Origin of the sequence: Paenibacillus sp. yr247 (assembly GCF_900103825.1) — a bacterium.
In the GTDB taxonomy this organism is placed as follows: Bacteria; Bacillota; Bacilli; order Paenibacillales; family NBRC-103111; genus Paenibacillus_E.
In genome coordinates, this window is sequence record NZ_FNIF01000008.1 from 143038 (window position 1) to 166393 (window position 23356).

Here is a 23356-nt window from a genome sequence, read left to right on the forward strand (position 1 = left end):
CACTTATGCGTGCAAAGCTTCCATTTTATCAGACCACCATTATGGCAAACTTCGCTCAAACCGGTGTCGTCGTATTCAGCCTTCCTCGTCTTCTATCAGAGAATATCGGCACAAACGGATGGATTGCTTTATTAATCTGCTCATTCATCGCTGCTTTCAATATACTGCTCATTTCATTCGTTTACCGACTCAGCAAAGGGAGATCCATTTTCGAAATTGCACAATCCGCTTTGCCGAAAATCATTCTGGTATCTTTTTTCAGTGTCCTAGCTGGATTATGGGCTATCCTGGGAAGTTTAGTTGGTAAAGAATACATTCTCATACTAAAGTCGGTATCCTTCCCAGCCCTCCACCCCGCCTATTTGTATATCATTTTTGAGATTCTTGTTTTCTTACTCTTAACCAAGGGCATTATAGGTATTTCCAATGCGGCGGTTCTTGGTTATTATGTGATCATCTGGAATACTTTACTGCTTGTTTATTCCTATCATGATTTTGACATGCCGCGAATGACTACCTTCTGGTTTAAGGAGGCCTCTCACTCACTCAAGGGGTGGCTCGAGGTTTATATAGCCTTTCTGGGCTATGAGCTTTGCTTGCTTCTGTTTCCATATGCCAATGAAAAATCGCGCTTAATCCGTGCCTTTTACATAGCTAATCTCCTCACCACATTTTCATATACGCTTGTTGCCTTTATTTCCTTTGGCTTTTTCAGTATACATCAACTACAGCATATGAAATATCCTTTACTCAATTTACTCTCGTATTTGGAACTCCCCTTTGTGAAACGAATAGATGATCTTGTATTTAATATAACCATATTTCGAGTTCTCGTTACGAATGTCCTATATGGCTGGGCAGCTCTTGAAACAATGAAATGGCTCATTCCAGCTGCTAAAAAGAAGTGGATTCCCTATGTAATTCTAGCTATTTTCGCACTAGCTGCATTGTTTGTCATACCTTCAACGCTTGAAAAGACAGGTCAGTGGCTAAGCTTGTTTGGATATGCAGAAGTAGGGGTTGCCTTCTTGCTCCCGATCTTCCTATTCATCCTACTTCTAATTAAACGAGGGCGGAATTATGCGTAGATGTGTCATTGTTGTCGTTCTATTGTGTCTCACTGGTTGTGTCGAACAATATCGTATTGAGAAAATAGGAATGTCAGATGCCGTTGCTTTAGACCCTGTGTATGATGAGAACGGAAAACCTTCAGAAACAGAACGGTCCATGGCTGTCTCCATCCCGATAGCTGGAAAAGTGGAGACACAGCAAGCAAATATACTTCAAACAATAGCCGATTCGCCAAAAGAAGGGCGGAGCAAGTTATCTCGTAAGATTGACAAAGTCCTTGTTGCTGGACAATTGAGAAGTATCGTGTTTGGGAAAGAATTGGCTAAACAGGGGATTTTTAAGGAACTGGATTCGTATCGCCGCGATTATTCCGTGGGAGAACGACTGAAAATTATCGTCGTGAACGGCAGCGCTGTGGACATGTTGACCCATAACTATACACAGATACGTCCCGTTGGGAATCACATTGATCAGCTATTAACCCAGGAGTCCAAAATCCATGAGGTTCCTGAAGTCACTCTCTACAGTTTCGTTCGCGACTATTATGACGATGGGACTGATCCCATCGCACCTTTGCTTATCAAGAAAAATGACAATGTGGAAATTGACGGTATCGCTCTATTCAAAAAAGATCGATACATTGGCAAAATCAGTCAAGAACGTACTGTCTTGTTTGCTATCCTGCACGAAAGCTTTAAAGGCGGCGAATTCGATATCAAATTCATGGATCATTCTTCCGGAAAGCAAGAAAGCGCAATGATTAGCTCGATCGTGAGTAAAAGAGTAGTGAAGGTAAATAAACAGGAACGTGCTGGCAACCTCCCCGAAGTCGTTATCCATATTCGTTTGAGCGGCATTATTTTGGAATATACAGGAGAATCGACATTCAAAAAACCGGAAGAGCAAAAAAAATTAGACCAAGACTTGTCCGAAGCCGTTCGTGAACAATTACAAGCGATTGTTAGCCAAGTGCAGCGTAGCGGCGGGGATAATTTGGGAGTCGGCACTTACGTCCGCAATAGTATGAGCTATGAGGAATGGAACAAATTGAATTGGAAATCTATCTATCCCAGCGTGGATATCCGGGTGGAAGTCGAAGCCACGATTCGTGACTATGGCATGATCCGATAGTCACCTTGAAAAGCAGCGTTGACACTTAGGATTCATTTCCATTACGATAGCTTAGTATAAACAACCTCAAAATGATCATTTAGGAGACTTACATCCATGAAGCATAGTTTTGTTTCTCATCTTTTTTGCCCGAAATGTAACGCCCATTATAACACTGAAGACAAGCACCAGCTTTGCATTTGCGGATCGCCTCTGTTAGTTGCGTATGATATGGAGAGTTTAGCTCTTTCCTTTGCCCCTTCCCAATTACGCGATCGCGAACCCAGCTTATGGAGATATCGTGAGCTTCTGCCTGTCATCGATCAAGAGCATGTAGTCACTCTTGGAGAAGGCTTTACACCATTACTTCCAACTCCAAGCATAGGAAAAGATATGCATATTCCGGGTCTGCTTATGAAAGACGAAGGCTTATTGCCTACCGGCTCTTTCAAAGCTAGGGGAGCGGCTGTCGGTATTTCTAAAGCCAAGGAACTCGGTGTCCAAGAGCTTGCGATGCCAACCAACGGCAATGCAGGCGCCGCCTGGGCTTTATATGCGGCTAGGGCTAAGATTAAGTCTACCGTCATCATGCCCGTTGATGCGCCGCTCATTACGCGTAATGAATGTGCGATTTCCGGATCCAATCTGTACCTGGTTAACGGCCTCATTAGCGATGCCGGCCGTATCGTCGCGGACCTAGTAAAATCCTATGGCCTTTATGATGCCTCTACGCTCAAAGAACCTTACCGTATCGAAGGTAAGAAAACGATGGGGCTTGAGATCGCAGAACAACTTGGCTGGAAGCTGCCCGATGTCATTTTATATCCAACTGGCGGCGGCGTGGGATTAATTGGTATTTATAAAGCGCTCAAGGAACTTCAAACCTTAGGTTGGGTTCAAGGCCAATTACCGCGACTCGTGGCTGTTCAAGCCGAAGGCTGTGCCCCTATTGTAAAAGCTTGGGAGAACCAAGAAAAAGCATCTGAATTCTGGCCTGAATCCAAGACAGTTGCCTTCGGTATTAACGTTCCTAAAGCGCTGGGTGATTTCTTAGTGCTGGATGCCGTATACCGAACTGGCGGATGCGCCATTTCCATAAACGACGAGGATTTATTGAGAGAACAACAGCGCGTGGCCGAGCTTGAAGGAGCCTTCGTATGTCCCGAGGGAGCAGCCACTTTTGCAGCAGCAAGAAAACTTAGACAATCAGGCTGGATAGGCGAAGATGAATGTGTCGTTGTTCTGAACACAGGCGCAGGCATCAAATATCCGGACACCGTTAACGTTAAAGTTCCTGTGTTAGAACCAGGGGAACGGCTAACGAGATAAGGAGCCCGGAGGTGAATATGTAATGAATAAGACGCTGTCAACAGATATGCAATTATTCGCGGCGGCATTGGCGCAAGCTAATGTCGCCGTCATACAATGGACAGCGGATGATATCCCTGTTTTCGTTGCTACCGGCGTCATAGAGAAGTATACGCCTCTTTACGTAAAGATTGGCGAAACGAATTATTTGCGGGATGAGTCCGAGTTCCGTATAGAGGAACGCTAACAGCCTTAATAAAAGGTAACTTCACAATAGGACCCAAGAGGAATCATCTCATAAAGATAATTATACATGCCTTCCTTTTCACGATCATGGAGTAATCTGGTAGCGTGAAAATCAAAATGAATGATGCTTTCAGCCGCATGATATCTATTAAATGTTAAACGACCACATGGAAATAAACGATTTATCGCCTCAATGATGCCAAATTGATTCAAGTTTCTGCGCTTGGCCGTTTGGATGATCGCTTCAGGTACTTCCTGCAGCTGTGGAACCTTATCCGCTTGAACCAAGTTATAGGCTTTCACTTGAAAGCAAACATAGGGATATAAGTAACCGCTTGCATATTTTTGCAAGCTGTGAGCATCCTTTTCCGGTAAGTGTAAATCGCCATTCCATGCATAAATCGTAGCTTTGTGCTTTTCAGGCGTATGAATTCTTATATAGTTTAAATGCGGAAAACGATTTCTCACTAGCTGCTCGGATAATAAACGAGTTCCCACGCTCGATCACCTCTTCGGATTATTTGCCTTACTACCTACCGCATATGCCAATAGAAAAAAGACAGCTATCCTTTACGGCGAAAAGGTAGCTGCCTCACACTTATTTAATTCATTCCGGTATGGATAACCCTAGACCCTCTGCGACACGGATGCCGTACTCGGGATCTGCCTTATAGAAGTGACCAATCTGTCTAAGCTTGATTTCATCTTGCTCGACTGGTTTCATTGCACCTACAATCGTTTGAACAAGACGAGTACGTTCCTCTTCGCTTAACAGCCGGTATAAATCACCCGGTTGTGTATAGTGATCATGATGATCATACGCTACACTGTCAGCTGAACCAGATACCTCGTAGGGCGCCGGTTTATTGGCAGGCGTTTCTTTTGGGCCACCTAAGCTGTTCGGTTCGTAGTAAACGGAGCCCCCACCGTTGTTATCCCCACGCATTTGACCATCTCGCTGATAAGTATTCACTTCACTATGCGGGCGGTTAATAGGCAATGCCTGATGATTAGCCCCTACCCGGTACCGATGTGCGTCTCCATAAGCAAACAATCGACCTTGCAGCATTTTATCCGGGGAAACATCGATACCTGGTACAAGTGTTCCTGGCGAAAACGTGGCTTGTTCCACTTCCGCAAAATAATTTTCAGGATTACGATCCAGCACCATACGCCCAACTTCAATTAAAGGATAATCTTTCTGCGACCAAACTTTCGTGACATCGAAAGGGTCAAAGCGATACGTGTTCGCATCCTCCAAAGGCATGATCTGCACACACAGCTTCCACGCGGGGAAGTCGCCTTTATCAATCGCATTAAATAAATCCTCAGTATGATAATCTGGATTGTCGGCTGCTAGCTGCGCTGCGACATCCGGAGCTAAGTTCTGAACGCCTTGCTCAGTTTTGAAATGATACTTCACCCACACACCTTGACCTTCAGCATTTACCCATTTGAACGTATGACTGCCGAAACCATGCATATGCCGCAGTGTAGCCGGAATACCGCGATCTGACATCAGAATCGTGACTTGATGCAAAGATTCGGGGGATAACGACCAGAAATCCCAGACAGCATTTGGATTTTTCAAGTGGGTTTGAGGATGACGCTTCTGCGTATGAATAAAGTCAGGAAATTTAATCGCGTCGCGGATGAAAAACACGGGCGTATTATTCCCTACCAAGTCATAATTGCCTTCATCCGTGTAAAATTTCACAGCGAATCCGCGTGGATCCCGGACTGTGTCCGAAGAACCGCTCTCACCGGCAACGGTCGAAAAACGAACGAATAAAGGTGTACGCTTGCCTACCTCTGAGAATAAGCTCGCTTTTGTGTACTTCGTCAAATCTTGCGTGACTTCTAAATAGCCATGTGCGCCGGCACCTTTCGCATGAACGACCCGCTCAGGAACGCGCTCCCGGTTGAAGTGCGCCAATTTCTCCAAAAGGTGGACATCTTGGATCAATGTTGGACCACGCGAACCTGCTGTAATGGAGTTTTGGTTATCCCCGACAGGTGCCCCCCAGCTGGTCGTAAGCTTGTTCTTTTCCGTACTCATAATCAAATCACCTCTTAAGTATAATGGCGAAGCTCCGTTTTAAGCGCTCTCATCGCTTATAGGATATGGATATGACAACCCTTCATTCCCTATTTCATATGTATTCGAGAACCTGTCTTGATATGATGCTTCATCATACTCCTATGCTGAGTTCGCCACAATATAATTCGTTGAAGCCCGTACTTACCAATTTCACCAGTAAAACGTTTTAGAAAGGAACGTCAGTTAGCTATTTTACTAATAGACTTACGCCAAATAGGCATCCCTCACAGGATGCCCTAGTGTCGCAGCACATGCTCCGCTTTTTGCATTAATCATTCTTCGTCAGCCATGGGAATAAGCACGGTTATTAATGATTTTATACAACGCTTGGGTACCGCTATCTTCTTCTCCGGAAGCAGCTAACTGCTCATAAAGGGATTTCGCCAAAGCAAGTCCTGGCAGCTCCACGTTCATTTCTTCAGCAGATTGAAGGGCAATTTTCATATCTTTGATAAAGTGTTTTACGTAAAAGCCAGGAGCAAAATTACCAGCAATGATCCGCGGTGCCAGATTACTTAAAGACCAACTGCCCGCCGCGCCCGATTCAATGCTTTTGAGCACAGTCGACGGATCGAGACCTGATTTTTTCGCGTATACTAGCGCTTCCACAACGCCCATCATATTACTGGCAATGGCAATTTGATTGCACATTTTCGTATGCTGACCTGCACCCGCTTCTCCTTGGTATACGATATTGGTGCCAATCTTCTGAAAAAGCGGCAGCACGTAATCAAAAGCTTCACGCGAGCCCCCAACCATAATCGATAATCTGGCTTCCTTGGCTCCAACATCACCGCCAGATACAGGTGCATCGAGGGAGTACAGTTGACGCGAGAGAGCTTCTTCATAAATCTGTTTCGCAAGCTTTGGACTTGAGGTTGTCATATCAATTATGTAGCTCCCCGGCTTTGCGTTACGTAGGAGGCCATTATCGCCTAAGTAAATCTCTTCTACGTCACTTGGGAAGCCTACCATTGTAATAATGACATCGCACTGCTGTGCTAATAATCCCGGTGAATCTTGCCACTCAGCACCTTGACCCAGCAGTTCCTGTGCTTTGGATTTCGTTCGATTATATAGTTGTACCTTGTAACCTGCTTGTATAAAATGACCTGCCATACTTTTGCCCATGACACCTGTACCTACTAGGCCAACAACGGTTTGTGCCGGATTGATTGACACGATGAATACCACCTTTCATTTTAACCAGTTCATAATGCCCAAAATGATCAATTTTTCTAGTTATAACTCTTAAGTTACCATCCCCTGTGATTCCGGTCAAACAAAGATGTATTACCGTGACAAAAGTACTTTGACAGACAAAGTACTTTGATGTATATTGTAAAGCAGGAGGTGAGGGTCATCGTAGACTTGAAAATAACATCTGATCTCATTCGTGGACACACTGATAGCATAATTCTTAAGCTTTTATTTTCCGGTGACAAGTATGGCTATGAAATTGCGAAGCTCGTGCTGGTTACCTCTGGCGGGGAATATGAGTTGAAGGAAGCCACCATGTACTCCAGTCTCAAGCGGTTAGAGCAGGAAGAAAGCATTACCTCTTACTGGGGGGATGAAACGCAAGGCGGCCGAAGGAAATACTATAGCATTACGGATAAAGGCAAAGAGACTTACCTCACTAACAAGCTAAATTGGGAACATGCGAAGACCATTCTCGATTTGCTACTATAAGAAAGGCGGTATGCGGAATGAATCCAAGGCTCAAAGCTTATTTGGATGATGTTTTTTCACACTATGAGGGTTTAAAGCCCCTTCAGGAATTGAAAGAAGAGCTTTCGAATGATTTGCAGGAAAGACTTCAGGATTTGCAAGAGGATGGTTTTGATGAAGAAGCCGCCTTTGAGCGGACTATCGCATCCATAGGCGAAATATCCGAATTAATCGAAAGTATTCATGCCAGTACAACGAAGCTTCAACAAATCATTGGCCTTGATTTTTCCAAGCAGAATCTTCAAAAGTCAGACTTGAAGGCCATCCAAGTCCATGACGGGAAATTTAATTACAGCAACCTGCAGGATTCTGACCTCAGCAATTCGGACTTAACCAACGCCTCCTTTAAGTGTAGTAACTTAGACCGGGTTAAATTCGAAGGCACCAACTTGACCAGGGCAAAGATTTTAAAATCCAGTCTCAAAGGAGCCAGCTTCCGAAATTGCATTTTGGACTACACGGACTTCAGCTCCTCGGAGTTATCTGGCGTGTGTTTGGATAACCTAACTTTTACTGGAACAACCTTTCATTATACAGGTCTAAGAGGTACTTCCTTCCGCAATGCCATTTTTCAAAGCTGCTCTTTCAAAACAGAAGTCAAAAAGGCCATTTTCGATGGTGCCAAGATGGATAAAGGGACTTATGCCTTGTTGAAAGGGTTTAAAGCCAATTTGAGTCATGTTACTATCATTTAGTGCCTTTGCCCTTTAGAGAAAAAATAAATCGGATTCGCTGAAAGTGAGGAAAACCAACGTTATGTCGGCGGAAAACAAAAACAAAGGTTTAGGAATTGTCATTGCCGGGCTTTTGCTGGGCATATTGATGGCCGCTATGGACAATACCATAGTAGCCACAGCTATGGGTACCATCGTCGGGGAATTAGGCGGATTGGATAAATTCGTTTGGGTAACTTCGGCCTATATGGTGGCAGAAATGGCGGGAATGCCAATCTTCGGGAAACTGTCCGATATGTACGGGCGCAAGAAGTTTTTCATCTTTGGTATTATCGTGTTTATGCTTGGATCCATTCTGTGTGGAACAGCGAATTCCATTATTGAGCTTAGTATTTATCGCGCAATTCAAGGAATCGGCGGCGGTGCTCTGGTACCGATAGCTTTTACGATAATGTTCGATGCGGTTCCGCTTGAAAGCCGCGGTAAACTTGGTGGATTATTCGGTGCCGTGTTCGGGATGTCCAGTATTTTCGGCCCGCTGCTTGGCGCTTATATGACGGATTATGTGAACTGGAAATGGGTATTTTACATTAACCTCCCCCTCGGTTTGATCGCCTTTATCTTTATCGCCTTCTTCTATCGGGAATCCGTTGAGCATTCCAAACAAAAGATTGATTGGTGGGGGGCATTTACGCTAGTTGGCGCCATCGTTTCCCTCATGTTCGCTTTAGAATTAGGAGGTAAGAAATACGCTTGGGACTCAGCTTTTATACTTGGTTTATTCGCATTATTTGCTGTGTTAACACTAATTTTCGTGTTTGTGGAACGTCGGGCAGCCGAGCCTATTATCTCTTTTGCTATGTTCAAAAATCGTTTATATGCCTCAAGTAATGCAGTTGCTATTTTTAGCGGCGCGGCTTTCATTACAGCATCTGTCTATATCCCGATTTTCATTCAAGGTGTATTAGGCGGAACTGCCACCAATTCCGGCTTAGTCCTACTGCCTATGATGTTAGGTTCTGTTGTAACTGCAACAGGCGGCGGTTTCTTAATGAATAAAATCAGTTACCGAGCAATTATGATTCCAACGACCCTCATTCTTGTTGGCGGAACAGCTCTGCTGACTACGTTATCTCCTGAGTCGCCGCGTTGGCTCGTAACGATCTACATGGTTATTGTCGGACTCGGCATTGGTGCTTCCTTCTCTGTATTAAGCAATGCAGCCATTCATCTTTTTGAAGCACGGCAGCGTGGTTCTGCCTCCTCAACACTGAACTTTCTTCGTTCCTTGGGGATGACAATCGGTATCACCGTGTTTGGAATTATTCAAAGTCATGCGTTTACGAAAAAGCTGACAGATGCGTTTGCCGGTCAAGGCGAAATGCCGGCTGGTATGCCTACCGGCGACCCGCATACCCTGCTTGATCCAACCAAACGTATGGAGATTCCTGCCCCTATTTTAGAGAAAATCTCAAGCGCCTTATCGTCTTCCATCGTCCTCACTTTTGCATGGACTGTGCTTCCTGCTGTTCTAGCCTTCATTTGTGCAATTGCGATGAGCAAAGAGAAGCTGGATCTTACTGCGCAAGAAGGATCGATGTCTCATTAAAAAAAGTGCCGCTTCACTACAGCAAATCTGTAGATGAGGTGGCACTTTTTCTATGATCTAAATTCCTTTAAATGTGAAGGAGTACGCGTAAGTACGGTTGGCATACAGCGTGAACTCTGGATGTGTTCTGGCTCCCCAACTGTCATCTCCGCCGACGCCCATTTGCTTGTAGTTCACTCGCAGCACGACTTTGTTGCTAGTCGGCAACTTATACGTATGGTCATGGGCCTCCAACTCTGATGGCAAATATGGCAGTGCATTCAATTCAACGGTTGGCAGCCCTGTAATTCGGAGGCCTCGGCCCTTAGCATCTGTCAAAGTCGCCCAACGCACATCCGTCTTGTTTCCACATTCCTGTGGGCGTAGGTACGGTACGAACTGCTCCTTTACGGTTCCGCTGTGCAAAGCCAATTTGGCTCCAAGCGCACGATCCCAATAATTCTCTTGCGGCCCACGGCCGTACCAGTTTAATTGTTGGAAGGAACCGTCTAATTGGAGGAGCACGCCGATTTCCGGAATTTCAGGTAAATGAGCCCCTGGCACGAGCTCCAGACGCACTTCGACTTCCCCATTTGGCACTACCGTGTAAACCAATTGCACTTCGGAAGCTGGCTCTGTAGCTAATTCAAAACGAACAAGCACCTCTGCACGGCCATTGGCAATCGACTTCACTTGCAAAGATTGCAGCGTTCTTCTACTGCCAGCCTCTTGCCATGTCTCACAGCGAATATGATGCTGATTTCCTCGATCGTTATCGGTATAAGCACGCCAGAAATTAGGTGCCGGACCTGTCAGAAACAGCTCGCTTCCTTCGTAAACGTAGGAAGTGATATCACCGGTTGCCGCGTTGAATTGAAGTGAGAAGTTCCCCCCCTTAAGGCTTATTTCTTCCTTTGTTGATACAATTTGTATAGCTTCTAGAGCGGAAAGGGGCGCAGCGGATTCTCCTTGTATAGCCAGATCAACATGAGACCACGCTGTCTTGCTTACAGGAAGCAAGAACTGCTCCCAAGCGATCTCATGCCCCTTCTGAGCCCATAGTGTATCTTCTTTCAACTGTAGACTGATCGTCATAACGAACTCATCTTTCGGCGAAGCTGCCTCCGTGTGATCCAAAGCTAATTCAACAACAGCTGATTCCCCTGGTTTCACGGCAAATTGTCCACGCTTCGCTTCTCCAACCGACACCCCATTGCGCTCGATTATCCAGGTCCAATCAAACTCACTCAGATCCGTAAATAAATATTGATTCGTCACCTTGACTTGGCCTTTAACAAGATCCAGCGCTTCAAACTTCACATTCTGATAGCACTTCTTCACTTCATAGATTTTCGGTGATAGTGTACGATCTGCGAATATTAATCCATTTCCGCAGAAGTTGCCGTCGTTCGGAGTATCCCCGAAATCGCCGCCGTAAGCTTGATATGTGATGCCCTCAGGTGTTGTCGTACGGATCGATTGATCAATCCAGTCCCAAATAAATCCGCCTTGGAGTACGGGATATTTATCAAACAACTCCCAGTACTTAAATAAATTGCCGCATGAATTCCCCATAGCATGACTGTATTCACAAAGAATAAAAGGCTTCTTTGGCTTATTTCTTGCGTACTCTTCGATTTTTTCAATTCTGGCGTACATCTGACTTTCAATATCTGAGGAAGCTTCCGATGCGCGGAAGTTAAAAACACCCTCGTAATGGACAACTCTCGATGGGTCTGCTTCACGAAGGAAGTCGTGCATTTTAATAAAGTTGTCTCCACCGTAGGCCTCATTCCCCAGCGACCAAATCACAATCGAAGGATGGTTCTTATCTCTTTGCATCATCGAGTTTGCCCGATCCAGAACCGCTCCCGTCCATTCCGGCTTACTTCCCGGTACGGCGTCTCTATCATCGTCTAATCCATAGCTCCATGTGCCATGTGTCTCGAGATTCGTTTCGTCAATCACATACAACCCATATTGATCACATAGATCATACCAGTACGGATTATTAGGATAGTGTGAGGTCCGCACAGCATTGATATTATATTGTTTCATTAGCAAAATATCAGAAAGCATACTTACCTTATCGACAGAACGACCGCGGTCCGTATCAAATTCATGGCGATTAACGCCTTTGAATACGATGCGCTCACCATTGATCTTCATCAAACCGTCTTGTATTTCAAATTTACGGAAACCAACCTTGCAGCTTTCCGTTTCCACCAGCGATCCATTTTCATCTTTTAAACTCAAAACAAGCGTATAGAGATTTGGCTTCTCCGCGCTCCATTTAGCCGGACAATCAACGTTAGTGGAGAGCTCCACTTCCTGTTGCTGGGCTCCGCTGACATTTACTTGTACAGATATAGGCTCCTTCCATAGCGGCTTCAAATCACTATCATATAAGACAGCTTCCACACGACGGGTACCAATGCCAAGTCCATCATAGTTCGTTAATTTCGCTTGAATACGCAGCTCCGCATTCTCGAAGGCGTCGTCCAGATTCGTCATCACCTTGAAATCAGCAATATGCGTTATTGGCGTGGTATACATATATACATCACGGAAAATACCGCTTAACCGCCAGAAATCTTGATCCTCCAGCCAGCTCGCATCACTCCAACGGTAAACCTCTACGGCAAGTTTATTCTCACCCTCTACCAAGTAAGGCGTAATATCAAAATCCGCAGGTGTAAACGAATCCTGGCTAAAGCCCACCAAATCCCCGTTTACCCACACATAGAAAGCTGATTCTACCCCTTGAAAGCTCAGATATACGGGTTGACCTGCCCAGTCCGTTGGTACTGCAAAGCTGCGGGAATAGGAGCCGACAGGATTGTATCTAACAGGAGCAAAAGGGGGCTTCAAATCTTCATGCCCCACCCATGGATATATGATATTCGTATATTGCGGAAAGTCAAAGCCCTGCAGCTGCCAATGGGAAGGCACCTCGATATCCGCCCAGCTGCTGCAATCATAGTCGCTCTGATAAAATTCTTGCGGACGGTCTTGTGCATTCTCAGCAAAATGGAACTTCCAAGTACCGTTCAAAGAATGGTAAAAATCGGATGCTTCACGAACGCCTGCAAGCGCTTCCTCTTCGGACCGATAAGGCATTAATGTAGCAAACGCTTCTATGCGGTTCAATTGAAAAATCTGAGGATTATTATTCCATTCCGGGAAACCGTTTACGGGCGGTGTATATACGAATTTTTTTGCCATCAGTTGAATTCCTCACTTTTATAGGTTGTATAATTATTATCAACTACCTTCTTATTGTACAAGACAATATTTTCTTTTAAAATATAAGATACTACGCATGGCATATTAAAAAATGAAAGAGCTGAACTGCATTATATGGCTACAGATTATAGGAAATTCTTCGTCATTACGGAAACGGACCGGAAACTTCCACTCATCTTGGAAACAGTCGGCTACGAAAGCGAGCAGCAATTTTACAAGAGGGAAGAAGGCTATCCCTGCTTCCACTGGCTGCAAACGATTGAAGGCAGCGGAGAAATCATCCTCGATAGCGGATCGGTCAAATTGGGCGAGAATCAAGGTATGCTCCTGCTCGCGGGCGTCCCGCATGAGTACAAAGTCCCTTCATCCAAGTGGTCAACATGGTATTTAACCTTCGATGGCGCACTAGCGGCCTCTACTGTATATGCGCTAGAGATACCGTTATCTACGCAAATAAGCTGGGGTGTGGATACACCGCTTGCTAATATTCACGAGTACTATTACGAAAAATACCGCTACAGTCATGACTTCACCGGTATGAATGGTTCGCTTGAAATTTATCAATTCCTCACTTTACTCAAAAAGCACGGTAACGTTAATAAAAGAGCATCATTTTCCCAAAGTCACGAGCGTTTGCTGCCGCTTTTGTTTCAATTGGAAAATAACTTCGCATCATCTGATGTCGGACTTACTTGGATGTCTCAAGTGCTTGGGGTTAGCCCGCAGCACATCAATACGTTATTTCGTAAATCATTCGATCTCTCCCCTTACCAATACTTACTGCAGCTGCGTCTTCAGAAATCCAAAGAATTGCTGATTGCCCAGCCGGATCACACAGTGAAACAGGTCGCCGATGCGACCGGTTTCCTCGACGCTTCGCATTTCATCTCGACATTTCGGAAATCAGTTGGTTTGACACCCGAAGTTTTCAGAAACCAATACAGCAAAAAGAACCAACCGGAAGAATTTCGTTAGTTCAATGATCACTCCATCCTAAACGTTTTTCAAAAAAACCTCCAGCGTATTATATGTTGCATAAGCCATAGAAAAAGGACAGAACGAATGGAATCGTCTGTCCTTCTGGGGATTCAATTATTAGCCGTGTCTAGTGGTTTGGTATAAATTCACTATGAACTTCTATCAGTTTTTGGACGAATATCTCAAAATCATTTTTACTAGAAGAAAATTTGAAATCGGTTACACCGGTGTTGAAATCAATAACCGTTAAAGCTACGCGGTTCAGTGGATATTCAGGGATAGGCCCAGAGGCAAGAGTAATATTTTTGAAAGGGTAAATGGATGTTTCACCGTACAAACGAAGCACCGTTAAATGATCATCTCTTAACTCCAACGAAATATGTTGATCAGAATCAGTGAAACTTTTCAGCGTACTCATCCTTTATCAATCCTCCTCTTGTCCTTTATTTTACTCTCAATTCATAAGATAAAGAAGCCCAAACCGAAAAAAAAGTTCCTAAATACTACATGCTCCACTGCTGAGGTGAATAGCTCCCGCATGAATCCAAACATTCACTTTCCCGGAAAAAGAAAACCGTGCATAACATGCTTTTCAAAATGCATGAATCTTTTTACTCATCATCTTCGAAACAATTGATTTATGTTGTTCAGCTCTAGTTACTATAACTTCCAAACTATTGAGTATCTCTCCAGCTTCTTCTAAATATTCCTTATCTCCAAAGATCTGATATAGCCTCATATAGTCATTATATTCATCCAGCCATTGATCGAAGTAAGAAGATGTCATATCTATCACTCCCTTAGATCAATGATAGAATAGAAACATTAAGATTTTATTAGAACAAGATTAATTGTTAAATAAAAGCGAAATGACTCCGGACGGGGACGGTTGGGTGCTCCAGAACGGACATAAGAAGATTAACCAGGGATGATGAATTTCAGAAATGGCATACTCTGTTATAGCTTAGTTTTCACGCCATCCCCAGCCACATAAGGAAATGATGGTCAAAAAAAGGACAGTCCCTAATGCTTTCCACCAATCGCTATCCGCGACATTTGGAAGAAAACCAATCCCAAGAATCAATGCTGGAGTTAACCACATCACATTTTCCACGTTAAATTTAATCGCTTTTAGTCTATGCAAGATATACTACCCCTATAATTTAGTATGATGGTTGGCACCCGTATAACCTTCGAAAAACATTTACACTTTATGACCGTCTGTTTCATTTTCAAAACATCCAATTTGTGGAATCAACTTCAGTGTATTTATAAACCAATAGTCGGTATGAGAAAAAATGAACGTTTTATGAACGTTGTGGACCGGCCAGCGTTCATGGGGTTATTTCACAATCGGTTGATATAGAAAAAACAGCAGAAATGTTCGTTCTGCTGTCACTCGGTTTACGTATGCGTTCCTCTATTCCTTTGCTTCGACTTCTTTCAATACTCGGGATTATTCATCGATAATATTTACGTCGATTTATCCAATGCTTGACTGAGTTATTATAGAAGCTGTCGCTCAGCTTCTTTGCCGTTACTGTTCTATTCCTCCCCAAAATGAAAAGGTTTCGATTGATGAACCGATACACTAAGAACCAAACCCATAGAAAGCATATTTGTCATTAGAGAACTTCCTCCATAGCTAACAAATGGGAGTGCAATTCCAGTAAGTGGCATAAGTCCTGTATGCATGGCTATATTTTCGAAAATTTGCAAAGTAAACATCGATATCACACCAATTATCAAATAGGAACCAGCTACATCTTCGCTTGCCATAGCAATTCGAATCATTCGATAAATCAAAAAAAAGTAAAGCAGCAAAAGTACTGCTGATCCAACAAAACCAAATTCTTCACCAATGACAACATAAATCGAATCTGCATAATCATAGGGGATGTATCCGCTCTGTACCATTTTACCGTGAAGGAATCCTTCACCCATCAACTCACCCGAACTCACTGCCTTAATGGAATTGAGAACATGATAACTTTGATCTGGATCGCTAGCCGGGTTTATAAAAGTTTGAATTCTATGAAGTTGATGCGGCTTTACAATTTTATTGAATAATGGGACATCCACAAAGTACAGCATTGTAATACTGCCAATAATCCCAACTATCCCAAATAACCCGATGAGTCCATGCTTGATACGAATCTTCCCGATCCATAACATACCAATCAATATACAGACAAAAACAATCGATGTTCCGAGATCCGGTTGATTCATAACCATCAGACAGGGTATTCCCATAACCACTATCATGGGAAGTATATCTTGAAACAATCGTAGATATTCACCCTTACGGTTTTCCAACATTTTGGCTAACAGCAAGATGACGAATATTTTTGCTAATTCAGAAGGCTGAAACTGCATAAAATGCAGATTGATCCATCGCTGAGATCCATTAATGTTCATGCCTTTAAACATGACAAAGATTAAAAGCAGAATTCCGATTACATATAGAATTACGGATAAATGTCGTACAATCCCCCGGTAATCGAGCATGGCCAAGATCAGCATAGGCACAAACATAGCAGAGAACATAACTAGGTTATTCACATGCAGTCCAGCAAATTTCGTTGTATTATGTGTGGCGCTGTAGATCACTATCGTACTGATAGCCATGAAACATAACAATAAGGCAATAATGATAAGATCAATTTTTTTCGCTCTAAGCAACATATCTTTGATCACGTGCGGTTCCTCCCCCCTCTTCTAGTGATATTTAAGTAAGATCCCAATACTCGCCATACTTAGGCATCATACTCTTTCTGGGAGAATGTAGATATTAGCTTTTGTTGTTTTCGCTTTTGTATCAGGCTGAATGAGCCGAATGCAAAGAGGACTATGCCCGCAACAATCCAAAACGGCCAATTTGTTGATGAAGATTGACTTACCTCTTGGTTGATTGGGGAAGGATCCGTATGAATGACTTGTTTGGAAGAAACAATTGGGATTTGCGTCAGCAGCTCCCCGTTTTTCTTAATCTGATAATCGCCAATCACCTCGCCGGCTGCGATCGTTTTCTGCCCACTTTGCCACGGCGTAAAAACAGGCGTATACGTATAAACAGCGGCATCACCTTTTCGTTTGGTCAAAACATAGGAATTCCCCAGGACGCCTTGAACGTTCTCACCATAAAAGGTCGTCTCACCGGCGATATCCCCTTTTTGAAACATCATCTGCACATCGAGATGGTCGAGTCCATAATTGCCTATCATTTGCACGTCTTGATATTCATTTCCTCGCGTAGATTTCATTACGACTGCAATGACCGTCTTATTGTCTTTTTTCATATATTCAATTAAAGTATTGCGAGCTTGGCTAGTATAGCCTGTTTTCCCGCCCAATGCTATTGGATTTTGAAAAATGAGGCTGCGATCTTTTATCAGCACAGACCGCTGGTCCGTCTTCACCTCTATCTTTTCGGTTCCCATTGCTTCCATAATGGCTGGATATTTCATGGTTTCTTTGGCAAGCAGAGCCAAATCATAGGTAGTTGTATAATGCTCTGGATCATGCAGACCGTTAGGTGTTACGAAATGCGTATGTGTCATGCCGATTGACGCTGCCCTTGTATTCATCATCGCGGCAAAAGCGGCCTCATCGCCTCCAATATGTTCGGCTATCATCATCGCTACATCATTGGCCGAGATCACGAGCAGTGCCCTCAAAGCTTCTTCTTTTTGCATCTTCTCGCCGATTTTAATATTGAAAACAAAATTGCTTACTTCTTGCTGTGTGGCTTTTTTACTAGCGGACATCCATTCACCGTCCGCCATATGATCTTCTAGGAGAATGGCGGTCATAAGCTTTGTTAAGCTAGCAGGAAACGCTTGTTCATCTTTGTTTTTTTGAAAGAGTACCTCTCCTGTCGAACTATCGATCACAACACCTGTGCCGCTATAAATAGCTGGAGGATTGGCCTCTCCATAAGCAATTCCTACTTGGCCCAGCACAGCTGCGAGCATAACGATGATGAACACCACTTTCTTCATTCCAAATCCTCCCAAATAAAGTCAATCTAACTATATAAAAATACGCCAGTATTTGATTTCTAAACTTTTACGAGATTTATTATATTCTTAGTTCCTTAAAAACAAATGAAAACAAAAAAATTCCCCATTTCTGGGGAGCTGTAACACTTATTTTTTTGCTTTGGCGATTAAGTCGGAAACGGTCAGAAATTGATAGCCCTGCCTTTGAAGCTCGGGAAGAATGATTTTCAGTGATTCTACGGTTTGACTGCAATCCCCCTCCAAATCATGGAATAAAATGATATCACCATTATGAACATTACTGATCACTTGGTTTACAATTTTATTCACTCCCGGCTTACGCCAATCTTTCGTATCTTGATACCAAGACCATATAACGACGGTCAGCTTATCTTCCTTCATTGAATTTAACAGCTCTTCATTATAGAACCCCCCCGGCGGCCGAAAAACATGAGGCATTTGTTCTGTTAGGTCAAAAATGAGCTCCTGCGTTTGACGGATTTCATCAATTATTTTTCGAGCAGGGTAATTTTTCAGGAAATGATGATCGAATGTATGATTAGCGATTTCATGACCTTCATTTACCTCGCGGATCGCAATTGTGGGGTACATCTGTACACGTTTACCTAAAACAAAGAAAGTAGCCTTAGCCTGGTACTGGCTCAATAGATCTAGGATTTGCGGCGTATATACGGGATTAGGACCGTCGTCAAACGTGATAGCAATCCATTTATGGTCGGTTTCTATTTTCGAAATCACTTCGCTGCTAGGGGCTGAAGCCGCCGCTGTCATAGGAGTCACAACGGTTAGTCCCAGTATTAACTTCATAAGAAATTGTAATTTCAATTTGCTGTTTCTCCCCTTCAGCTGCGTTGTAAGGTAAGACAAATTTTTTCCGCATTATGTTTTGTCTCGTATTCCAAAGCATCATCAAGTTCTATGAGTTCTTTTTTTCCATATTTTCTTTCAATCGCCGCGGCAATGATATGATCCGTTAATGATGGATTTTTAGGCAAAATTGGACCATGAAGATAAGTTCCAATTACATTGTTATAGCACAGGCCCTCTGTGCCATCTTCCCCATTATTACCATAACCTTTGATGACTTTACCTAACGGTTTGTACGGGTGATAGGTTCTCCCAGAATGATTTTCAAAACCTACTACTTTACCGAATTCCTTTGTTTCAATTAAAATGTTACCGACCTGACGATCCTTTTGTGCTGCGGAGTAAAAATCACATATTTCCATTCCCATATGCTTATTCCCTTCTGAAGTGACGTAATAACTCCCTAGAAGTTGATATCCGCCACATATGGCGAGACAACTTATACCATCTTCAACACATAATTTAAAATCCTTTTTGATTTTTAGTAATTCCTTTGTAATCAGACCTTGCTCACGATCACTTCCCCCACCGATGAAAATAATATCTACGGACAATAAGTTCATGTCATTTGCCGATTTTATATCCACAATTTTTAAATGAATGCCTCTCCATTCGCACCGTTTTTGAAGAGCAATCACATTTCCTCTATCGCCGTATAAATTTAATCTATCCGGGAATAAGTTATAGAGCACAAGATTCATTTTCCTTCTTTATACTCCTCTCAGTATGGTTTTTAACCTCTTGTAATGCCGTATAGGTCGGTAAGAAATAAGTAGGCATCGGGTGGCTGAACGCATCTTGTATTGCTTTCTCTATAGATGGAATTTTGATAACTTTATTAGGATCAATACCTGCATACTTAAGACGAAGCATGATGTCTGAAGTTCGGCTGCCAGAGCAAATTATTCTTTTGATATCTTCCCTTTGCAGGCATTCAAAATCAATGTCCCAGATCCATGAAACATCTCTCCCATCCGCAATAAAGTCATTAATGAAGAAAACAATTTGCTTCTCATAATGAGTTGAGAGGATCTCTGATAACGAGACATTCATGCCAGAAGGATTTTTATTAAGATTAACGATATATGGAAATCCCTTATAAAAAAACAACTGCATTCGTCCATTGGTCAAATGAAAATTATGTAAGGATTTTTTTATGTTTCTATCCTGTATACCAAGTTCAGCTGCACAAGTAATAGCTGCCAATGCATTATAAACATTATAGGTACCCGTCATATTCATCTGGTAGGTTTCATTTTTTAAAGAAAAGGTTAACGGGTTGCTTTGAATGTTGTCGATTTCGTAATTTGGGATTGGTCGTTCAAATCCACAGGAGCAGGAAAAAAATCCTAACTGGTTAAAATGAATGTGATCATACAGCATTTCTTCACCGCACATTGGGCAATACTTTGACTCACTCATCCCATAATCTCCAAACATATATGCCTTTTTACCAAGTCCGTAATAAATGTTATCTTTGTTATGAGAGCTCAGACGAAAAACATTGGGATCATCCGCATTTAATATCATTTTCGTTTCTATAGGATGTATTGCCTTTTCAATATCTTTGATAAGCATGTCTATCTCACCGTAACGATCTAATTGATCACGAAAAAAATTAGTAATAATGAGCATTTGCGGAGTGATTTGTTTCAAAATAACTGGAAGACTTGCCTCGTCAATTTCCAGTACAGCATAGTCGTAATCTATATGGCCCAAGATCGAAGTATTATTTATTAAACAAGCGGCTACCCCAGAAATCATATTTGCCCCTTCGGAATTATTCAGAATTTTCATTCCCGTTGATCTTAAGAGGTGTGCTAATAAATTTGAAGTTGTCGTTTTACCGTTTGTACCGGTTATAAAAATAAAATGTTTTATATGACGAGATAATTTCCTTATAATGTTCGGATCGATTTTTAATGCCACTACTCCCGGAAGAGTAGACCCATTATTACCTAATAATCGACTTAATTTACCCGCCGTCTTACCGCTAAAGATAGCGACATTTTTTTTTATCATTATCCCAACCCCCTCAACATTTTGTAACAAACTGCCCAAGATGCGAATGAAAATTAATATACCCATCCATCTGAGTAAAATACTTCTTCACTTCATTTCTTTGCAAAACAAAAGACCGCCTTCAAGTGAAAAGGAGGTCTTCATTAAAAATTTGTTTTTTCTTATTTTTGAAGGTGATAAGGGACCGTCGTAATGATCACATCTTTGTGCCTGAATAACCAAGCACGCAACAGTAACGCACTTTGATTATGTAGGATATGGTGCCACCATCTTTTCGGGATGAATTGAGGCACAATAATATGAATATGGTCAGGTTTACCCCCTTCCCATCTTTCAATTGTTTGAATGAACCGTGAAATTGGCTCAAGAATGGAACGATATGAACTTTTGAGGGTAACTAACCTACACGGGTTTCCCCATTCCTCCCACTTCGATTCCATCTTTTCGATGGCATCATCATCAAAACCCACATAAACAGCAATCACTTCTGTTCCCAGACTCATTGCAAAAGTAACGGTATTGTTGACGACACGATGCACGCCAGACACCAATACAATGGAAATAATCCTATGTTCACTGGGACGTGTTTGTTTAGGATCAATCTTAAGTTCCATTGCCACTTGATTGTAATGTTTTTTTACTAGGTACGAAAAGGCAACAATCAGTGGCAATACAATCAAAACAACCCATGCTCCATCAACAAATTTGGTAATAGAAAATATCATGGCTACAACAGCCGTTATTACTGAGCCAATGAAATTAATCGTAAATTTTAATTGCCAATTTGGTCCCTTGACTCTTTTCCATCGCCGTAGAAGTCCGATTTGGGCTACGGTAAAGGAGAGGAAAACACCGATTGCATAAAGCGGTATTAATGCATTCGTTTGAGCATGAAATGAAATGATCAGAATACTGGCAAGTCCGGCTAAAACCAAAATCCCGTTGGAGTACCCTAAACGATCTCCACGATTGGTTAAGGCACGCGGTAAATAGCCGTCTGACGCTACGATTGCTGACAATTGAGGAAATCCAGTGAAGGTGGAGTTCGCGGCTAATATTAAGACAATGAATGTAGACCAAATGATGATCTGATAGATGACCCCATGCCCAAAATAACCCTCTGCCAGTTGAGATAACATGGTATTTTTCGGATCTGGCGTAATCCCTTTTACATACAAATGGTACGAAAACCCTATTAATGTGATTCCAGTAATGATTCCTAGGGCGATATAAGTCTTGATCGCACTTTTTTGTTTAGGCTCCCGAAAAATTGGTACTGCATTCGAGATCGTTTCTATTCCAGTTAAAGCCGAACAAGCGGAACTAAACGCCTTTAGTATCAACAAAGTTGTTATTCCTTGCGGAAACGTTCCAAAAGGTGGTGTAGCATTCTGAACGAAGCCATGCTGCAATTCATCTAAAAAGCCAGTAATTATTAAGAAAAGCATACATGCCATAAATATAAAAGTTGGCCAGGCGAAGACAACCGCAGATTCGGCTACACCACGTAAATTGATTATCACCAACAAGAAAACACAAAGGATCGCCAATGTGGTTTCGAAGGGTGCAACTGCTGGATACGCGGATGATATGGCTTCTACTGCTGCCGATACAGAAACTGCAACAGTCAACAAATAATCAACAAGTAAGGAACTAGAAGCGATTAACGACGGCCATGATTTCTTGAAATTATCTTTTGCAATCGCATAGGCTCCTCCACCACTTGGATACGCAATAACACCCATAATATAGGATATAATCAGAATTCCAAGGAGAACCACCGTGGCGATTGTTATTGGCAATATAAACCACTTTGCCGCAGGACCAAGAGATAATAGTTCAGTTATTCCAGATTCCGGTCCATAGGCTACTGACGAATATAGATCAGCAGAAAGAATGGGCAGTGCTAACATCCAGAAAATTTTGGTGTGCTGAGCATTCAGCTCTTTAGTCCGCATTGGTCTGCCTATAAAAACCCTTTTTATGTTGGTGAAATTAGAAAAAGAGTACCAAATGGCTAATAAAGCCAGTATGATGAATACTGTTTCAACTACACTCGACAGATGCATATGCATAACAGACACTTCCTTTACGATTAGGTAATTATTATATATGGTTATCATTGGGATTGTTTTACATACAAATAATTTCAAACGCAAGCGACATATCATAAACATTGCAAAAACCCGACCTACTGAGATCGGGTTTTCATTATTGAGGCAAACTTTGTTTTCCTTTTTTTATTTGGAAATGAAGGTTTACCTTTATACCTCGTTTGATATATCGGAAAAGAAGATTGTCCTCAACAGGTCCTTTAGTCCCAAAAAGTCCCTCTTCAATGAATTGTCAATTTCATCGATACTAGAATAGACATTGGCAACTCTGTTGACCA

General features: G+C 42.5%; 21 protein-coding genes. 8 read left to right on the top strand and 13 right to left on the bottom strand.

Annotated elements, in window-relative coordinates:
- Positions 1 to 5: 5 nt before the first annotated feature.
- From BLT91_RS16400 to BLT91_RS16415, 4 genes are all read left to right on the top strand, one after another.
- A complete protein-coding gene (locus BLT91_RS16400) occupies positions 6 to 1088 on the top strand; it encodes a GerAB/ArcD/ProY family transporter (RefSeq protein ID WP_090822769.1) in 1083 nt (360 codons plus the stop codon).
- Positions 1081 to 2202: a Ger(x)C family spore germination protein gene (locus BLT91_RS16405; RefSeq protein WP_090822771.1), complete on the top strand. Its 1122-nt coding sequence runs from the start codon at positions 1081 to 1083 to the stop codon at positions 2200 to 2202. The genes BLT91_RS16400 and BLT91_RS16405 overlap by 8 nt, the downstream gene beginning before the upstream one ends.
- A gap of 96 nt (positions 2203 to 2298) precedes the next feature.
- Positions 2299 to 3510: a threonine synthase gene (locus BLT91_RS16410; protein ID WP_090822773.1), complete on the top strand. Its 1212-nt coding sequence runs from the start codon at positions 2299 to 2301 to the stop codon at positions 3508 to 3510.
- Between the two features lie 22 nt (positions 3511 to 3532).
- Positions 3533 to 3736: a hypothetical protein gene (locus BLT91_RS16415; RefSeq protein WP_090822775.1), complete on the top strand. Its 204-nt coding sequence runs from the start codon at positions 3533 to 3535 to the stop codon at positions 3734 to 3736.
- A 5-nt stretch (positions 3737 to 3741) separates the two neighbouring features.
- On the opposite strand, the gene BLT91_RS16420 is transcribed toward BLT91_RS16415, so the two are convergent.
- From BLT91_RS16420 to BLT91_RS16430, 3 genes are all read right to left on the bottom strand, one after another.
- The gene (locus BLT91_RS16420) at positions 3742 to 4233 is read right to left on the bottom strand and encodes a hypothetical protein (protein ID WP_090822777.1); all 492 of its coding nucleotides are present in this window, start codon (positions 4231 to 4233) and stop codon (positions 3742 to 3744) included.
- A 109-nt stretch (positions 4234 to 4342) separates the two neighbouring features.
- Positions 4343 to 5794, bottom strand: a complete 1452-nt coding sequence (gene katA, locus BLT91_RS16425; RefSeq protein ID WP_090822779.1) for a catalase KatA — start codon at positions 5792 to 5794, stop codon at positions 4343 to 4345.
- 324 nt (positions 5795 to 6118) lie between these two features.
- Positions 6119 to 7018 carry an NAD(P)-dependent oxidoreductase gene (locus tag BLT91_RS16430; protein ID WP_090822781.1) on the bottom strand — a complete coding sequence of 300 codons (900 nt, stop codon included), beginning with the start codon at positions 7016 to 7018 and terminating at the stop codon, positions 6119 to 6121.
- 180 nt (positions 7019 to 7198) lie between these two features.
- Here BLT91_RS16430 and BLT91_RS16435 point away from each other — a divergent pair, with 180 nt between their 5' ends.
- From BLT91_RS16435 to BLT91_RS16445, 3 genes are all read left to right on the top strand, one after another.
- Positions 7199 to 7528 carry a PadR family transcriptional regulator gene (locus tag BLT91_RS16435; protein WP_090822875.1) on the top strand — a complete coding sequence of 110 codons (330 nt, stop codon included), beginning with the start codon at positions 7199 to 7201 and terminating at the stop codon, positions 7526 to 7528.
- Positions 7529 to 7545: 17 nt separating this feature from the next.
- Entirely contained in the window at positions 7546 to 8262 is a 717-nt protein-coding gene (locus tag BLT91_RS16440) for a pentapeptide repeat-containing protein (protein WP_090822783.1), read from the top strand.
- Between the two features lie 61 nt (positions 8263 to 8323).
- A complete protein-coding gene (locus BLT91_RS16445; protein ID WP_090822786.1) occupies positions 8324 to 9850 on the top strand; it encodes an MDR family MFS transporter in 1527 nt (508 codons plus the stop codon).
- 57 nt (positions 9851 to 9907) lie between these two features.
- On the opposite strand, the gene BLT91_RS16450 is transcribed toward BLT91_RS16445, so the two are convergent.
- Complete coding sequence (locus BLT91_RS16450; RefSeq protein WP_090822788.1) at positions 9908 to 13054, bottom strand: beta-galactosidase, LacZ type; 3147 nt, start codon at positions 13052 to 13054, stop codon at positions 9908 to 9910.
- Between the two features lie 135 nt (positions 13055 to 13189).
- Here BLT91_RS16450 and BLT91_RS16455 point away from each other — a divergent pair, with 135 nt between their 5' ends.
- On the top strand, positions 13190 to 14050 hold the full coding sequence (locus tag BLT91_RS16455; RefSeq protein ID WP_090822790.1) for an AraC family transcriptional regulator: 861 nt from the start codon (positions 13190 to 13192) through the stop codon (positions 14048 to 14050).
- A gap of 130 nt (positions 14051 to 14180) precedes the next feature.
- On the opposite strand, the gene BLT91_RS16460 is transcribed toward BLT91_RS16455, so the two are convergent.
- The 9 genes from BLT91_RS16460 to BLT91_RS16500 form a co-directional block, all read right to left on the bottom strand.
- Positions 14181 to 14471, bottom strand: coding sequence for a hypothetical protein (locus tag BLT91_RS16460; protein WP_090822792.1), 291 nt, complete (start codon positions 14469 to 14471; stop codon positions 14181 to 14183).
- Between the two features lie 174 nt (positions 14472 to 14645).
- The gene (locus BLT91_RS16465) at positions 14646 to 14840 is read right to left on the bottom strand and encodes a hypothetical protein (RefSeq protein WP_090822794.1); all 195 of its coding nucleotides are present in this window, start codon (positions 14838 to 14840) and stop codon (positions 14646 to 14648) included.
- Between the two features lie 177 nt (positions 14841 to 15017).
- Positions 15018 to 15197, bottom strand: coding sequence for a hypothetical protein (locus BLT91_RS16470; RefSeq protein ID WP_090822796.1), 180 nt, complete (start codon positions 15195 to 15197; stop codon positions 15018 to 15020).
- Positions 15198 to 15598: 401 nt separating this feature from the next.
- Complete coding sequence (locus tag BLT91_RS16475; protein ID WP_254776983.1) at positions 15599 to 16750, bottom strand: FtsW/RodA/SpoVE family cell cycle protein; 1152 nt, start codon at positions 16748 to 16750, stop codon at positions 15599 to 15601.
- Between the two features lie 59 nt (positions 16751 to 16809).
- A complete protein-coding gene (locus BLT91_RS16480; RefSeq protein WP_090822798.1) occupies positions 16810 to 18054 on the bottom strand; it encodes a D-alanyl-D-alanine carboxypeptidase family protein in 1245 nt (414 codons plus the stop codon).
- A 147-nt stretch (positions 18055 to 18201) separates the two neighbouring features.
- Positions 18202 to 18900 (bottom strand): polysaccharide deacetylase family protein, encoded by a 699-nt coding sequence (locus BLT91_RS16485; RefSeq protein WP_368086811.1) that lies wholly within the window; start codon positions 18898 to 18900, stop codon positions 18202 to 18204.
- Positions 18901 to 18917: 17 nt separating this feature from the next.
- Positions 18918 to 19643 carry a type 1 glutamine amidotransferase gene (locus BLT91_RS16490; protein ID WP_090822799.1) on the bottom strand — a complete coding sequence of 242 codons (726 nt, stop codon included), beginning with the start codon at positions 19641 to 19643 and terminating at the stop codon, positions 18918 to 18920.
- Complete coding sequence (locus tag BLT91_RS16495; protein ID WP_217635232.1) at positions 19624 to 20964, bottom strand: Mur ligase family protein; 1341 nt, start codon at positions 20962 to 20964, stop codon at positions 19624 to 19626. Before BLT91_RS16495 ends, BLT91_RS16490 begins: the two co-directional genes overlap by 20 nt.
- 161 nt (positions 20965 to 21125) lie before the next feature.
- Entirely contained in the window at positions 21126 to 23039 is a 1914-nt protein-coding gene (locus tag BLT91_RS16500; protein ID WP_090822803.1) for an APC family permease, read from the bottom strand.
- Between the last annotated feature and the right edge of the window lie 317 nt (positions 23040 to 23356).

What these genes read in the sequence shown, in the direction of transcription:
- BLT91_RS16400 (WP_090822769.1), top strand. Translation starts at nt 6, where the DNA reads ATGCGTGCAAAGCTTCCATTTTATCAGACCACCATTATGGCAAACTTC.
- BLT91_RS16405 (WP_090822771.1), top strand. Translation starts at nt 1,081, where the DNA reads ATGCGTAGATGTGTCATTGTTGTCGTTCTATTGTGTCTCACTGGTTGT.
- BLT91_RS16410 (WP_090822773.1), top strand. Translation starts at nt 2,299, where the DNA reads ATGAAGCATAGTTTTGTTTCTCATCTTTTTTGCCCGAAATGTAACGCC.
- BLT91_RS16415 (WP_090822775.1), top strand. Translation starts at nt 3,533, where the DNA reads ATGAATAAGACGCTGTCAACAGATATGCAATTATTCGCGGCGGCATTG.
- katA (WP_090822779.1), bottom strand. Translation starts at nt 5,794, where the DNA reads ATGAGTACGGAAAAGAACAAGCTTACGACCAGCTGGGGGGCACCTGTC.
- BLT91_RS16440 (WP_090822783.1), top strand. Translation starts at nt 7,546, where the DNA reads ATGAATCCAAGGCTCAAAGCTTATTTGGATGATGTTTTTTCACACTAT.
- BLT91_RS16445 (WP_090822786.1), top strand. Translation starts at nt 8,324, where the DNA reads ATGTCGGCGGAAAACAAAAACAAAGGTTTAGGAATTGTCATTGCCGGG.
- BLT91_RS16450 (WP_090822788.1), bottom strand. Translation starts at nt 13,054, where the DNA reads ATGGCAAAAAAATTCGTATATACACCGCCCGTAAACGGTTTCCCGGAA.
- BLT91_RS16455 (WP_090822790.1), top strand. Translation starts at nt 13,190, where the DNA reads ATGGCTACAGATTATAGGAAATTCTTCGTCATTACGGAAACGGACCGG.
- BLT91_RS16460 (WP_090822792.1), bottom strand. Translation starts at nt 14,471, where the DNA reads ATGAGTACGCTGAAAAGTTTCACTGATTCTGATCAACATATTTCGTTG.
- BLT91_RS16465 (WP_090822794.1), bottom strand. Translation starts at nt 14,840, where the DNA reads ATGACATCTTCTTACTTCGATCAATGGCTGGATGAATATAATGACTAT.
- BLT91_RS16480 (WP_090822798.1), bottom strand. Translation starts at nt 18,054, where the DNA reads ATGAAGAAAGTGGTGTTCATCATCGTTATGCTCGCAGCTGTGCTGGGC.
- BLT91_RS16490 (WP_090822799.1), bottom strand. Translation starts at nt 19,643, where the DNA reads ATGAATCTTGTGCTCTATAACTTATTCCCGGATAGATTAAATTTATAC.
- BLT91_RS16495 (WP_217635232.1), bottom strand. Translation starts at nt 20,964, where the DNA reads ATGATAAAAAAAAATGTCGCTATCTTTAGCGGTAAGACGGCGGGTAAA.
- BLT91_RS16500 (WP_090822803.1), bottom strand. Translation starts at nt 23,039, where the DNA reads ATGCATATGCATCTGTCGAGTGTAGTTGAAACAGTATTCATCATACTG.